The sequence below is a fragment of the Rathayibacter sp. AY1F4 genome, from assembly GCF_002931775.1.
GTDB lineage: Bacteria > Actinomycetota > Actinomycetes > Actinomycetales > Microbacteriaceae > Rathayibacter.
On sequence record NZ_PSVE01000010.1, the window covers coordinates 92,580 to 106,109 of the forward strand.

A 13,530-nucleotide genomic window follows, 5' to 3' on the forward strand; every position below is an offset into this window, starting at 1 on the left:
GTAGCGACGCGAGTTCGACGCGACCTGGACGCCGGGGATCCGGCCGGGAACTCACGGATCCGGCTTGGACGTCGAGGATGACGGGAGAGGGAGCCGCCTGTGGGAATCGAACCCACGACCTTCTCATTACGAGTGAGACGCTCTGCCGACTGAGCTAAGGCGGCGTGCACGCGGGGCCTGAGCCCCGGACACGATTACACAGCATAGCCTGCTCGCGCCCCCGGGCGTGAATCAGGACGGCGCGGTCGACCAGAGGCCCCGCGACGGCGGCCGCGACCGCTGCGCTCGGCTCAGGCGAGCGCGCCGCGGAGCTCCTCGAAGGAGCGGGCGATGCGTCCGGGCAGGGCCTCCCGGCCGTCGTGATCGACCCAGGCCGCCCAGGCGTGGCGGACGGCGGCGAGCCCGAGGAGCGTCAGCATCCGCGCCCGGCTGCGCACCCGCTCCGCGTCGTCGTCCTCCTGGCCGAGACGCTCGGCGACGAGCCCCTCGACCGCGAGCTCGAACTCGCGCATCCCCGCGATCTTCAGACCGACCAGATGCGGGTGCTCGCGGAACAGCGCGCGGCGGAGGACGTGCAGCTCCCGGTCCTCCTCGAGGGGCTCCTCCATCGCGGCGACGAAGACGCGCTGCAGGTCCTCGAGCACGGCGCCCCGGGCGGCGACGAACGCCGCCGCCGTCTCGTCGGCGATGACCGGGAGCCCGCCGACCAGCGCGTCCTCCTTCGAGGCGAAGTAGTTGAAGAAGGTGCGCGTGGAGACGTCGGCGGCGCGCGAGACGTCCTCGATGGTCACCCGCTCCGGCCCGCGCTCGCTCGCCAGGCGGAGGACGGCGATCTCGATCGCCCGCCGCGTGGCCAGGCGCTTGCGCTCGCGGAGCCCGGGCTGCTGCTCGCGGGGCCGCTCCTGCTCGGTCAGCACTGCGGATCCACCTCCGGGACGGTCCCCGCGAGCAGGTACGCGTCGACCGCGTCGTTCACGCAGGACGTCGACTTGTTGTAGGCCGTGTGGCCCTCGCCGTCGTAGGTGACCAGGTGACCGGCGGAGAGCTCGCCCGCGAGCGCCTGCGCCCACACGTAGGGCGTCGCGGGATCGTTCGTGGTGCCCACGACCAGGATGGGCGCCGAGCCCTCCGCGGTGATCGGCTCGCGGGAGCCCTCGAAGGCCGCCGGCCACTCGCTGCAGAGGATGTCGCCGTAGGCCATGTAGCGGCCGATCGTCGGCGCGGCCTGCTCGAGAGCGGCCTCGTCGGCGCGCATCGAGGCGGTGTCGGCGTCGTAGGAGTAGTCGACGCAGTTGATCGCGAGGAACGCCTCGGTGGTGTTGTCCGCGTACCGGCCATCCGCGTCGCGGCCGTTGTAGGCGTCCGCGTACTGGAACGCGACCGCGGGGTCGCCCCGGCGGACGTCGGCCAGCATCTCGCTCAGCGCTCCCCACGCCGTGGCGTCGTAGAGCGGGTAGACGATCGCGGTGAACAGCGTGCTCGCGCCGAGCTCACGGCCGTCGGCGGCCCGGATCGGCGAGGCGTCCACGTCCTCGAGCATGCGCTTCAGCTGGGCCATCCCCGCGTCGACGGTGCCGGTGAACGGGCAGTCGTCCGAGCGGAGGCAGTCGGCGAGGTAGGCGCGCAGTGCGCTCTCGAACCCCTTCGCCTGCTCGCGCACCACGTCGAACGAGGTGGCCGCCGGATCGATCGCGCCGTCGAGGACGAGGCGGCCGACCCGGTCCGGGAACAGCCCGGCGTAGGTCGCTCCGAGGAACGTGCCGTAGGAGTAGCCGAGGTAGTTCAGCGTCTCGTCGCCGAGCGCCGCGCGCAGCACGTCGAGATCACGGGCGGCGCTCGGGGTGCCGACCTCGGGCAGCAGCGGCCCGCTGCGCTCCTCGCAGGCGGCGGCGAACGCGGCAGCGGTCGTGCGCTGCGCCTGGATCCACTCGTCGCTGCCCCGCTCCCCCGGCGTGATGTCGTAGAGGTAGGAGTCGAGGCCCGCGGCGTCGAGACAGGACACCGCGGTGGAGGCGCCCACTCCGCGCGGATCGAAGCCGACGACGTCGTACCGGGCGGCGAGCGCGGAGTCGACCGCGTAGTCGGCGCTGTCGCGGATGAAGTCGACGCCCGACGCTCCCGGTCCGCCCGGGTTCACGAGCAGGGACCCGATCGCCGGGCCCTTCGTCGCGGGTCGGCGCACCAGAGCGATCGACGCGGTCTCCCCCGAGGGGTCGTCCCAGTCGAGCGGGACGGTCGCGTCGGTGCAGAGAACTCCGTCGCCGCAGTCGTCCCAGACCAGCACCTGCGAGTAGTAGCGCTCCAGGGAGTCGTCGACGGTCTGCGGATAGGGGGTGGAGGTCCGGTCGACGCTCGGGCCGGGCGCGAAGCAGCCGGTCAGGAGGGACGCGGCCGCGACGAGCGCGAGGACGACGGCCGTCCGGCGCCCCCGCCTCACGCGGCCACCGGACGGCGCGCCGCGACGACGAGCAGCGCCTCGAGAGCGAGGACCGGGGAGACGTTCGCGTCGATCCGCTGCCGGGCTGTCGCGATCGCGTCGAGGACGGCGAGCGTGCGGTCGGGCGGAGTCGCGTCGGCGAGCGCGGTCATCTCGGTCCGGACCTCCTCGTTGATGACGCCGCCGGGCGCTCCGAGCTGGAGGCGCACCACGTCGCGGTAGAGGGAGAGCAGGTCGACGAGGATCCGGTCGAGACCGTCGCGGAGGCTCCGCGTCGCGCGTCGCTTCTGGTCCTCCTCGAGCGCCCGCAGCTGCGAGCGGAGCTGCGCGGGCACGGTGCCCCCGGGCTCGACGCCGAGCGAGCGCAGCGCCTGCTGCCGCTCGGCCTCGTCGCGCTCGAGGGTGATCGCCTTGGCGTCCTCGGTCGCGACCTCGATCATCCGCGCAGCGCCGAGCACCGCGTCCGAGACGCCGCGGAGGCGCAGGGCGATGCGGAGCGTCTCCTCGCGGCGCTCGCGCGCGTTCGCGTCGGTCGCCAGGCGGTGCGCCATCCCGATGTGGCTCTGAGCCTGGCGGGCGGCGCGCTCGGCGGTCTCGGGGTCGACCCCGTCGCGGCGCTCGAGGAGACCGGCGACGTCCTCGATGCTCGGCACGCGGAGCCGCACGGAGCGGACGCGGGAGCGGATGGTGGGGAGCAGATCGGCCTCGCTCGGGGCGCACAGGATCCAGACCGTGCGCTCCGGCGGCTCCTCGAGCGCCTTCAGCAGCACGTTGGACGTGCGCTCGCTCATCCGGTCGGCGTCCTCGATGACCATGACGCGGTAGCGCGACACCGAGGGCGAGTACTGCGAGCTGCTGACCAGCCGCCGCACCTCGTCGATCGAGATGATCACGCGCTCGGTCGTCAGCACGGCGAGGTCGGGATGGGAGCGGGCGGCGACCTGGCGGCAGTCGGGGCACTCCCCGCAGCCGCCGTGGCGGCAGAGCAGTGCGGAGGCGAACGCGTAGGCGAGGTTCGAGCGGCCGGACCCGGGAGGGCCGGTGATGAGCCAGGAGTGCGTCATCGACGATGACTCCCGGCCACGGTCGTCCCGGGGCGTCGAGGCGTCCTGCAGGGCGCCGATGGCGTGCTCCTGCCCGACGAGCTGGCTCCAGACGGTCATGCCACCAGGCTAACCGCGAGCACCGACAGCCGACGCGCCGTCGAGGAGGACGGCGACCCGCTCCCGCACCGCGGCCGCGATCTCCTCGACGGGGAGAGCGGCGTCCAGGACGAGGAAGCGCTCGGCGTCCGTCTCGGCGATCGCCAGGAACGCCTCGCGCACTCGCCCGTGGAACTCCGCCTTCTCGGCCTCCAGCCGGTCGAAGCGGGTGCGGGCCGCGTCGAGCCGGCCCCGCGCGACGGCGGGGTCGAGGTCGAGCAGGACGGTGAGGTCGGGCCTCAGGTCGTGGGTGGCCCATTCCGAGAGCCGCCGGACCTCGACGGCGTCGAGGACCCGCCCGGCTCCCTGGTAGGCGACGGAGGAGTCGATGTAGCGGTCCTGCACGACGACCTCGCCGCGCTCGAGCGCCGGTCGCACGAGCGTCCCGATGTGCTGGGCGCGGTCCGCCGCGTAGAGCAGGGCCTCGGCCCGCGGGTCGATCTCGCCGCGGTGGTGCAGAACGATCTCGCGGATCTGCAGGCCCACCTCGGTGCCTCCGGGCTCGCGGGTGCGGACGACGGTCTCGCCCCGCGTGCCCAGCCACTCCTCGAGCAGCCGGGCCTGCGTGGTCTTGCCCGCGCCGTCCCCGCCCTCGAGGGTGACGAACAGCCCGGTCACGACTCCGTCGCGTCCGACGTCTCGGCGGCGGCCGCCGCGGCCGCGCGGCTCGCGGCGGTGGCGCGGGGCGCGGCGGGCTTCTTCGCTGCGGTCGTCTTCTTGGCGGCCGCCGTCGTCTTCGCCGCGGTCGTCTTGGCCGCCGTCGTCTTGGCCGCCGTCGTCTTCGCCGCCGTCGTCTTGGCCGCCGTCGTCTTCGCCGCGGGCTTCTTGGCCGGCGCGCGCTTGGCCGGAGCCTTCTTGGCCGGGCCCTTCGCACGCTTGTCGGCGAGCATCTGGACCGCCTGCTCGAAGTCGATCTCCTCGATCGTCAGGCCCTTGGAGATCGTGACGTTGGTCTCGCCGTCGGTCACGTAGGCGCCGAAGCGTCCGTCGCGGATCCGGATCGGCTTGCCGCTGACGGGGTCCGCCTCGAACTCCTTCAGGGCGCTCGACGCGCGTCGCGCCCCGTACTTCGGCTGGGCGAAGATCTCGAGCGCCGTCGGCAGGTCGACCTCGAAGATCTGGTCCTCGCTGGTGAGCGACCGGCTGTCGGTGCCCTTCTTGATGTACGGGCCGTATCGGCCGTTCTGAGCCGTGATCGGCTCGCCGCTCTCGGGGTCGTCACCGACCGTGCGCGGCAGGTCGAGCAGGCGCAGCGCCGTCGCCAGGTCGATCGACGCGACGTCCATGGACTTGAAGAGGGAGGAGGTGCGCGGCTTCACGACAGCGGGCTTCTTCGCGCCGCGCTTCGCGGGCGCGGGCTCGACGACCTCCCCGGTGGCGGGATCCGCCGTGGTCTCCGGCTCCGGATCGACCTCGGTCACGTAGGGGCCGAAGCGCCCGTCCTTGACGACGACGGTCTTGCCCGAGTCGGGGTTGCTTCCCAGCACGCGGTCGGTCTGCACCGGGGCGTCGACGAGCTCCTGCGCCTTGGCGGGCGTGAGCTCGTCGGGAGCCAGCTCGAGCGGCAGGTTGACGCGACGCGGCGTCTCCTGCCCCTCCTCCTGGGCCACCTCGAGGTAGGGGCCGTACTTGCCGATGCGCAGGGTGATGTCGTCCGTGATCCGGACGGAGTTGATGCTCTTCGCATCGATCTCGCCGAGGTTGTCCACGACGTGTCGGAGCCCGGGATGCGTGCCTCCGCCGAAGTAGAAGCGGTTGAGCCAGGCGACGCGGTCCTCCTCGCCGCCGGCGATGCGGTCGAGGTCGCCCTCCATCTCGGCGGTGAAGTCGTACTCCACCAGGTCGGAGAAGAAGTCCTCGAGCAGCCGGACCACCGAGAAGGCGATCCAGTTGGGCACGAGGGCGGTCCCGCGCGGAGTGACGTAGCCGCGGTCGACGATGGTGGAGATGATCGACGCGTAGGTCGAGGGCCGGCCGATGCCGAGCTCCTCGAGCGCCTTGACCAGGCTCGCCTCCGTGTAGCGCGGGGGCGGCGAGGTCTCGTGGCCCTTGGCCTCGACCTCGGCGACGACCAGGCTCTGGCCGACCTCGAGCACCGGCAGCTTGGCGTCCTTCTCGTCGCGGGCGCCGTGACGCTCCTCGTCGCGCCCCTCCTCGTAGGCGAGGAGGAATCCGCGGAAGGTGATGACGGTTCCGGAGGCGGTGAACTCGGCGGTCTTCGCGACGTCGCCGGCCGGCTCGGCGAGCAGCGTCACGGTGGCGGTCGAGCCCTTGGCGTCGGCCATCTGCGAGGCGACGGTGCGCTTCCAGATGAGCTCGTAGAGGCGGAGGTCGTTGCCGCGGAGGGTGCCCGAGAGCTGGTCCGGGGTGCGGAAGGTCTCGCCCGCGGGCCGGATGGCCTCGTGCGCCTCCTGCGCGTTCTTGTTCTTGCCGGAGTAGAGGCGGGGCTTGTCCGGGACGGTCTCGGCTCCGTAGAGGGACGCAGCCTGAGTGCGTGCGGCGTTCAGCGCCTGCTGCGAGAGCCCGGGCGAGTCGGTCCTCATGTAGGTGATGAAGCCGTTCTCGTAGAGCGACTGCGCGACGCTCATCGTCTGGCGCGCCGAGAAGCGGAGCTTGCGCGCCGCCTCCTGCTGGAGCGTGGACGTGGTGAACGGGGCGGCGGGGCGGCGCGAGTACGGCTTGGACTCGAGGTTCGAGACCCGGACCGTGGTGGCGGGGTCGCGCAGCGCCTCGGCGAGGGCACCGGCGGTGGACTCGTCGAGGACGGTGACGTCGCCCTTCAGCTGACCGCGGTCGTCGAAGTCGCGGCCGCTTCCGATCCGCTTGCCGTCGAGCCGCGCCAGGCGGGCGTCGAAGCCCGCCGCGGCGTCCGACTCGGGTGCGAGCACGGTGGCGAGGTCCCAGTAGCTCGCCGACACGAACGCCAGGCGCTCCCGCTCGCGGTCGACCACCAGGCGGGTCGCGGCCGACTGCACCCGACCGGCCGAGAGCCCGGGGCCGACCTTGCGCCACAGCACGGGCGAGATCTCGTAGCCGTAGAGGCGGTCGAGGATGCGACGGGTCTCCTGGGCGTCGACCAGGGAGGTGTCGATGTCCCGGGTGTTGTCGCGCGCCTTCTGGATCGCGTCCTTCGTGATCTCGTGGAAGACCATGCGGTGCACGGGGACCTTGGGCTTGAGCTCCTCGAGGAGGTGCCACGCGATGGCCTCGCCCTCGCGGTCCTCATCAGTGGCGAGGTAGAGCTCGTCGGCGTTCTTCAGCGCGCGCTTGAGGTCGGCGACCGTCTTCTTCTTCTGGTCGGACACGACGTAGTAGGGCTCGAAGCCGTTGTCGACGTCGACGGAGAACTTGCCCAGCGGGCCCTTCTTCAGCTCCGGGGGGAGGTTCTTCGGCTCGATGAGGTCGCGGATGTGCCCGACGGAGGCGAGCACCTCGTAGCCGTCGCCCAGGTACTGGGCGATGGTCTTGGCTTTCGCCGGCGACTCGACGATCACCAGCTTCTTCGTGCCGGACACAGTTCTCCTCGATTGGTGCTGTCGGGTCGGACGACCAGTGGTCCGACGTCCCCTGCTGCGGGGAGACGGTGCGCGGCGACGTGGTGCGGGGAACGGCGACGCGTCCCCATCGGCGGGGGCGCCCGACAGGCACACCATACACACTGACTCCGGACGTCCTGCCCCCTCCCGAGGACACGGGGACCTCGGGAGGACGCTGGACACGGCCTCGGAGCCGCCTGCCCGGCCTGCCGTCGGCGGGGGTGACGCGCGGCGCCGATCGGCGCATGATGAGGCATGGCAACGACGCACACCACCACGACCTCCGCCTACACGGCCAAGCTCCTCGACGGACCGCTGGAGGGCAAGACCCTCCGCCGGGGATACGGCGATGATCAGGCCCCCGCCGCACGCCTCGAGATCCCCGGGGCGAGGGCGGGCTCCCGCTACATCTACCTCCTCGCCGGCGGCCTCGAGCACGACGAGGGCGCGGGCGCCCTGCCGACCGCCGCCGCGTACCGGTACCAGCGACTCTCCTCCGACTGACGCGCTCCCGCGGCGTCGTCCGAACCTCGGTCCGGACGACGCCCGCTGCTGCCTCCGCCCTCAGGGCGGCGGGCCGGCCCTCGACCGCGCCGTGAGGGAGAGCGGACCCGCGGCGACGGCCGCCTCCGTTCTCGCGACGCCGCCGTCGACGTCGCAGAGGACGAGCTCGGCGCCGTTCGCGCGGGACACGGCGGCGGCACGTCCGCACGGATCCCCGGCCAGCAGGCCGGAGGCGACGTCGGCCGCCGCCAGGGACGAGGCGTCCGCGGCGGCGACCGCTCGCTGGTGCCCGACGACTCCTGCGCAGCCGGCGAGCACGGCGGCCGTCACCAGGATCGTGCCCGCGACGACTCCGATCGCCACGACCGCGGCCGAGCCCTCCTCCCGGTCGCGGACAGCCCCGGCGAGCCGGCGGATCATCCGCCCCCGCCCAGCGCGCAGGACCGGACCGAGACCGGGAGCGACACCGCCGGGAGCGGGCGCAGCCGGGCCGCCACGTCGACGCAGACCAGTCCGTCCTGCTCCCCCGCCGTGAGCGACGCCCCCGCCACCCGGGCGAGCGGCGCGCGGGGGTCGTCGCCCCGGGCCGCGGACCGGGCCGCGTCGGCGGCCGCGTCGACGAGCCGGACGTACTGCGCCGAGGCCGCCACCGACCCCAGGCACAGCGCCAGCACCGTGACCACCGCCGGGAGCACGAGCGCGAGCTCGGCAGTGGCCGAGCCCTCCTCCTGGACGAGCCGCCCGCGCAGCAGCGGAAGGCCTCTCATCCCGCCGCGGTGAGCGCGCGGGTCACCAGGTCGGTCAGGATGCTCCGCACCTCGTCGCCCTTGAGGATGACCACGAGCAGTCCGGCGAAGCCGACCGCGGCCATCGTCGCGATCGCGTACTCCGCCGTCGCCGATCCCTCCTCGTCGCCCAGAGCGCCGAGCCCTCCCCACCCGGGTCGACGCCACTCGACGCGCCCCGCGGAGACGTCGACGCCCGTTCCTCCGCCGGACACCGCACCTCCGCCGCTCCTCGAGCCCCGGCTCGTTCCGGCCACGTCACTTCCCGCATCCCTCCTCCTACCGAGTCCTCGACTCCGGGAGACTCCCCCGCCGCTGATCGCCGTGTCACTGCTCATGTGTCCTGCTCCGTTCCGCCCCGCTCCGTGCCCCTCCTTTGAGGATCGCGGACTCCCGATCCCGCCGATCGACCCTCCGGTGGATCCGTGGAGACGCCTCCCGATCCCGCCCCTGTGGAGGAGCGGTCGACCGAATCACGCCGTCACCGAGAACGTCGAGAGCAGCACCGAGACGACCATCGGAGCCACTCCGAGCAGCAGGAACGCCGGCAGCACGCAGACTCCGAGCGGCAGCATCAGGGTCACGCCGAGCCGAGCGGCTCGCTCCCGCGCCCCGGAGGACGCCCGTGCCCGGATCAGAGCCGCCTCACTCCGGAGCAGACGTCCGGCCGGCACACCCGCCGCCGCGGAGAGGGCGAGCACCGGGTCCGCGTCGGAGAGCACGCGCGCGCCCGAGTCGAGCCCGCACTCGGCGAGCGCCGCCACGACCCGGGCGCGCGACGACTCGATCGAGCCGCCACCGGCCAGCGCCACCGAGAGGAGGTCGAGCGCGAGCCCGGGCGCCGGATCGGCCGGGGCCGCGCTTCGGACGAGGCGCCGCGTCCACGCGTGCGCGGCCGCCATCAACCCGGCTCCCCCGACCAGGCAGACCGCACCGGGCACCGTCCCGAGGAGCACGCCGACCACGTCGAAGCCCAGCAGCGCCCCCAGACCCAGCGCCGCCAGCGGCAGCGCGCTCACGACCCTCCCGGTGGCGGAGGGACCGGCCAGAGCCACCTCGATGTCCCGGCGGGCGCGTGCCAGCTCGCGCAGGGACTCTGCCAGCTCGCCGAGAGCGGCGGCGACCGGCGCGCCGGAGTCGGCGGCCACCCGCCACGCGGCGGCCAGCGCCGCCCACGCGGTCGCCTCACCGGTGTCCGGCGCTCGCCGTCCCGCCCGCTTCCGCTCCGGGCCGCTCCGCCGCGAAGCCGGCGTCCCGCGCAGCAGCGCCTCCGTCACGTCGCCCCCGCGGCCGGCCTCCTCCGACACCGCCCGGAGCAGCCGCCGCCGCCGCGCGTCCCCGCCGTCCGCCCCCTCCGCCCCCGCGAGATGCCCGAGGGCCGACGCGGGAGCCACTCCCGCCGCGAGGAGGACGGCCAGTCGGTGCACGACGGCCGCGACCTCGTCCAGCCCGTCGCGGCCCGTCACGCGCTCGACCTCGAGGCGCTCGGGAGCGACCCGTCCTCGACCCTCAGGCGGCCGGCCGCGTCGAGCGCGAACGTCCCGAATGCCGCCAGCCGCCGCCGCCCGGCGCGGCGCTCGAGGTGGAGCACCAGGTCGATCGCGCTGACCGTCTGGCGGGCGATCGCCTCGGGCCCGAGCCCCGCGAGGACCCCGAGCGCCTCGAGACGCGCGGGCACGTCCTCGAGGGAGTTCGCGTGGAGGGTCCCCGCACCGCCGTCGTGCCCGGTGTTCAGCGCGGACAGCAGCTCGCGCAGCTCGACGCCGCGGCACTCGCCGAGGACCAGGCGGTCCGGACGCATCCGCAGCGCCTCCCGCACGAGCCGGTCCAGGCCCACGGCACCGGCGCCCTCGAGGTTGGGCTGCCGCGCCTCGAGCGAGACGACGTGCGGGTGCGCCGGCCGCAGCTCGCCGACGTCCTCGATGGCCACGATCCGCTCGGTCGGCGCCGCGCACCCGAGCAGGGCGCCGAGCAGGGTGGTCTTCCCCGATCCGCCCGCTCCCGTGATCAGCAGGTTCCACCGCTCGCGGACGGCGCGGCGCAGAAGCCGCACCCCGTCGTCGTCCAGCATCCCCGCCGCCTGCAGCTCCCCGAGCGTCCAGGAGTCCGACCGAGGCACCCGCACCGACACGAGCGCTCCCCCTGTCGCCACCGGCGGCAGCACGACGTGCACACGGACCCCGTGGCGGAGCCTGACGTCCACGCACGGGCTCGCCTCGTCGACGTGCCGTCCGCCGGCCGCGACCAGCGCGACGGCCAGCCGCCGTGCTCCGGCGGCGTCGAGCGTCCACTCCGGAACCCGCTCCGCACCACCGCCCCGGTCGATCCAGAGGCCCGCGCCGCCGTTCACGAAGAGGTCGGTCACCGCGGGATCCGCGGCGTGCGGCGCGAGCAGCCCGAGACCGGCGGCGGCGGGCCGCACCGGCAGCGGGTCGCGGCGGTGCTCGGCGGGGACGAGGGGGACGAAGTCGCGGGTCATCCCGGCACGCTACGAGCCCGTTCCGCGCGCCGGGGCGCTCCCTGCCCGATCGGAGGAGAGACGCCCGCGTCGGCGCCTGTGGAGGAACGACCCGGGCCGAACGCGCGCGCAGGGGCGGCCCGGAGCTCCCGCCAGGGAGCCGCTCCGAGGAGAGGTCCCCACGGCGCAGAGAAGCCCGGTCGACGAGGAGACGTCCCGCGACGGAGACGTCCCGGCGACGCGGAAACGCCCCCGCGAGCAGGGCTCGAGCGGGGGCGTCCGTCCGCCGGATCCGGCGGGAAGAAGGGGGCGGCACCCATTGGGGGGAACAGGTGCCGCCTCGGCGGCGCTGGATTGGGGGGAATCACTTGCGCCGCTGGGCCGAAGTTCATTCGGCCGTATGCAACTGTAGGGGACGGATCGCGATTCGCCAAGCCCGGATCCTGTTCTCTGCGGACTCTTATCCGACACCCGCCCCGCACCCAGCTTGCGGCGCTCGGCGATCCGCGCTGGAGGCGGGCGCTACGGTGGTGCGACGCCGACCGCGCGGGCCGGCGAACGTCTCACTCGCGAAGGAGCGAATCGCAGATGTCCACTCCCCCCGACGCCCCGGCCGCCGACCGGAACGCCATCGACAACCTCCTCCACGAGACCCGCCGGTTCCCGCCGCCGGCCGATCTCGCCGCCGGAGCGGTCGCGACCGCCGCGCTCTACGACGAGGCCGCGGCCGACCGCCTCGCCTTCTGGGCCGACCGGAGCCGCGAGCTCCTGCACTGGCACCGGCCGTTCACGCGCACGCTCGACTGGAGCGAGCCCCCGTTCGCGAAGTGGTTCGACGACGGTGCGCTGAACGTGGCCTACAACTGCCTCGACCGCCACGTCCTGGCCGGCCACGGCGACCGCGTCGCCCTGCACTGGGAGGGCGAGCCCGGCGACTCCCGCTCGATCACCTACGCCGAGCTCACCGCCGAGGTGAAGCGCGCCGCGAACCTGCTCACGAGCCTCGGCGTCCGCGCCGGCGACCGCGTCGCGATCTACCTGCCCATGATCCCGGAGGCGGTCATCGCGATGCTGGCCGTCGCCCGGCTGGGGGCGGTCCACTCCGTCGTCTTCGGCGGCTTCAGCGCCGAGAGCCTCCGCGCGCGGATCGACGACGCGGAGGCGACACTCGTCATCACCGCCGACGGCGGCTGGCGCAAGGGCGCTGTCTCGCCCCTGAAGCCGGCGGTCGACGCCGCGCTCGCCCTCGGCGGAGAGTCCAGCATCCAGCACGTCCTGGTCGTGCGCCGCGGAGGCAACGAGGTCGCCTGGCACGAGGGGCGCGACCTCTGGTGGCACGAGGAGATCGTGGCGGTCGACGCCGACCACGTCGCCAAGCCGTTCCCCGCCGAGCAGCCCCTCTTCATCCTCTACACGAGCGGCACGACCGGGAAGCCCAAGGGCATCCTGCACACCAGCGGCGGGTACCTCACCCAGGTCGCCTTCACGCACCGCGCGGTCTTCGACCTGCACCCCGAGTCGGACGTCTACTGGTCGACCGCGGACGTGGGCTGGATCACCGGACACAGCTACGTCGTCTACGGCCCGCTCGCCAACGGCGCCACCCAGGTGATGTACGAGGGCACTCCCGACAGCCCGCATCCCGGCCGCTGGTGGGAGATCGTCGAGAAGCACGGCGTGACGATCCTCTACGCGGCGCCCACGGCGATCCGCTCCTTCATGAAGCTCGGCCGGCAGATCCCGCAGCGCTTCGACCTCTCGAGCCTGCGCCTGCTCGGATCGGTCGGCGAGCCGATCAACCCGGAGGCGTGGGTCTGGTACCGCGACGTCATCGGCGGCGGCCGCACCCCCATCGTCGACACCTGGTGGCAGACCGAGACCGGCGCGATGATGGTGTCCCCCCTGCCCGGGGTGACGACTCTCAAGCCCGGGTCGGCGCAGGTCGCTCTGCCGGGGATCTCGATTGACGTGGTCGACGACTCCGGGACGCCGGTCGGCGCCGACGAGGGCGGACTGCTCGTGATCACCGAGCCCTGGCCGGCGATGCTGCGCGGCATCTGGGGCGACCCGGAGCGGTACGTCGAGACCTACTGGTCGAAGTTCGGCGACCGCTACTTCGCGGGCGACGGGGCGCGTCGCGACCAGGACGGCGACCTCTGGCTCCTGGGGCGCGTGGACGACGTGATGAACGTCTCCGGCCACCGCCTCTCGACCGCCGAGATCGAGTCGGCCCTCGTCTCGCACCCGGTCGTCGCCGAGGCGGCCGTCGTGGGAGCCGCGGACGAGACCACCGGTCAGGCCGTGGTCGCGTTCGTGATCGCGAAGGCGAGCCAGGCCGAGGCGCTGGCCCACGGGCACGACGAGCTCGAGGCCACCCTGAAGGCGCACGTCGCCGAGCACATCGGCGCGATCGCCCGCCCGAAGCGGATCTTCGTGGTGCAGGAGCTGCCCAAGACCCGCTCGGGGAAGATCATGCGCCGGCTGCTGCGCGACGTGGCGGAGGGACGTGCCGTGGGCGACACGACGACGCTCGCGGACACGCAGGTGATGGCGGTGATCTCCTCCGCGATCGCCGCGGACTGACCGGGCGCCGCCCCCTCCCGCCGCG

Annotated in this window: 12 protein-coding genes and 1 tRNA gene; 2 read left to right on the plus strand and 11 right to left on the minus strand. The window is 73.7% G+C overall.

Annotation, left to right across the window (positions count from 1 at the left end):
- Positions 1-91 precede the first annotated feature (91 nt).
- The 6 genes from C5C59_RS08300 to topA form a co-directional block, all read right to left on the minus strand.
- Positions 92-164, minus strand: a tRNA-Thr gene (locus C5C59_RS08300).
- A gap of 126 nt (positions 165-290) precedes the next feature.
- Positions 291-917, minus strand: a complete 627-nt coding sequence (locus C5C59_RS17205) for a TetR/AcrR family transcriptional regulator (RefSeq protein WP_219812421.1) — start codon at positions 915-917, stop codon at positions 291-293.
- Complete coding sequence (locus tag C5C59_RS08310; protein ID WP_104237716.1) at positions 911-2,437, minus strand: alpha/beta hydrolase; 1,527 nt, start codon at positions 2,435-2,437, stop codon at positions 911-913. Before C5C59_RS08310 ends, C5C59_RS17205 begins: the two co-directional genes overlap by 7 nt.
- Complete coding sequence (locus C5C59_RS08315) at positions 2,434-3,600, minus strand: DNA polymerase III subunit delta' (protein ID WP_104233729.1); 1,167 nt, start codon at positions 3,598-3,600, stop codon at positions 2,434-2,436. Before C5C59_RS08315 ends, C5C59_RS08310 begins: the two co-directional genes overlap by 4 nt.
- Before the next feature lie 9 nt (positions 3,601-3,609).
- Positions 3,610-4,257 (minus strand): dTMP kinase, encoded by a 648-nt coding sequence (tmk, locus tag C5C59_RS08320; protein WP_104237717.1) that lies wholly within the window; start codon positions 4,255-4,257, stop codon positions 3,610-3,612.
- The gene (topA, locus tag C5C59_RS08325; RefSeq protein ID WP_104237718.1) at positions 4,254-7,154 is read right to left on the minus strand and encodes a type I DNA topoisomerase; all 2,901 of its coding nucleotides are present in this window, start codon (positions 7,152-7,154) and stop codon (positions 4,254-4,256) included. The genes tmk and topA overlap by 4 nt, the downstream gene beginning before the upstream one ends.
- A 276-nt stretch (positions 7,155-7,430) precedes the next feature.
- On the opposite strand from topA, the gene C5C59_RS08330 reads away from it, so the two are divergent.
- Positions 7,431-7,679, plus strand: coding sequence for a hypothetical protein (locus C5C59_RS08330; RefSeq protein ID WP_104222197.1), 249 nt, complete (start codon positions 7,431-7,433; stop codon positions 7,677-7,679).
- 60 nt (positions 7,680-7,739) lie between these two features.
- Here C5C59_RS08330 and C5C59_RS08335 read toward each other — a convergent pair whose 3' ends face one another.
- The 5 genes from C5C59_RS08335 to C5C59_RS08355 all read right to left on the minus strand — a co-directional run bounded on the left by C5C59_RS08335 (position 7,740) and on the right by C5C59_RS08355 (position 10,943).
- The gene (locus C5C59_RS08335; RefSeq protein ID WP_104237719.1) at positions 7,740-8,099 is read right to left on the minus strand and encodes an Rv3654c family TadE-like protein; all 360 of its coding nucleotides are present in this window, start codon (positions 8,097-8,099) and stop codon (positions 7,740-7,742) included.
- Positions 8,096-8,446, minus strand: a complete 351-nt coding sequence (locus tag C5C59_RS08340; protein WP_104237720.1) for a TadE family type IV pilus minor pilin — start codon at positions 8,444-8,446, stop codon at positions 8,096-8,098. Before C5C59_RS08340 ends, C5C59_RS08335 begins: the two co-directional genes overlap by 4 nt.
- Entirely contained in the window at positions 8,443-8,679 is a 237-nt protein-coding gene (locus C5C59_RS08345) for a DUF4244 domain-containing protein (protein WP_258062662.1), read from the minus strand. The genes C5C59_RS08340 and C5C59_RS08345 overlap by 4 nt, the downstream gene beginning before the upstream one ends.
- Positions 8,680-8,937: 258 nt before the next feature.
- On the minus strand, positions 8,938-9,930 hold the full coding sequence (locus C5C59_RS08350; protein ID WP_104237722.1) for a type II secretion system F family protein: 993 nt from the start codon (positions 9,928-9,930) through the stop codon (positions 8,938-8,940).
- Complete coding sequence (locus C5C59_RS08355; protein ID WP_104237723.1) at positions 9,927-10,943, minus strand: TadA family conjugal transfer-associated ATPase; 1,017 nt, start codon at positions 10,941-10,943, stop codon at positions 9,927-9,929. Before C5C59_RS08355 ends, C5C59_RS08350 begins: the two co-directional genes overlap by 4 nt.
- Positions 10,944-11,510: 567 nt before the next feature.
- Here C5C59_RS08355 and acs point away from each other — a divergent pair.
- On the plus strand, positions 11,511-13,505 hold the full coding sequence (gene acs / locus C5C59_RS08360; protein WP_104237724.1) for an acetate--CoA ligase: 1,995 nt from the start codon (positions 11,511-11,513) through the stop codon (positions 13,503-13,505).
- Positions 13,506-13,530: the final 25 nt, after the last annotated feature.

What these genes read in the sequence shown, in the direction of transcription:
- acs (WP_104237724.1), top strand. Translation starts at nt 11,511, where the DNA reads ATGTCCACTCCCCCCGACGCCCCGGCCGCCGACCGGAACGCCATCGAC.
- C5C59_RS08335 (WP_104237719.1), bottom strand. Translation starts at nt 8,099, where the DNA reads ATGATCCGCCGGCTCGCCGGGGCTGTCCGCGACCGGGAGGAGGGCTCG.
- C5C59_RS08315 (WP_104233729.1), bottom strand. Translation starts at nt 3,600, where the DNA reads ATGACCGTCTGGAGCCAGCTCGTCGGGCAGGAGCACGCCATCGGCGCC.
- C5C59_RS08355 (WP_104237723.1), bottom strand. Translation starts at nt 10,943, where the DNA reads ATGACCCGCGACTTCGTCCCCCTCGTCCCCGCCGAGCACCGCCGCGAC.
- C5C59_RS08340 (WP_104237720.1), bottom strand. Translation starts at nt 8,446, where the DNA reads ATGAGAGGCCTTCCGCTGCTGCGCGGGCGGCTCGTCCAGGAGGAGGGC.
- C5C59_RS08330 (WP_104222197.1), top strand. Translation starts at nt 7,431, where the DNA reads ATGGCAACGACGCACACCACCACGACCTCCGCCTACACGGCCAAGCTC.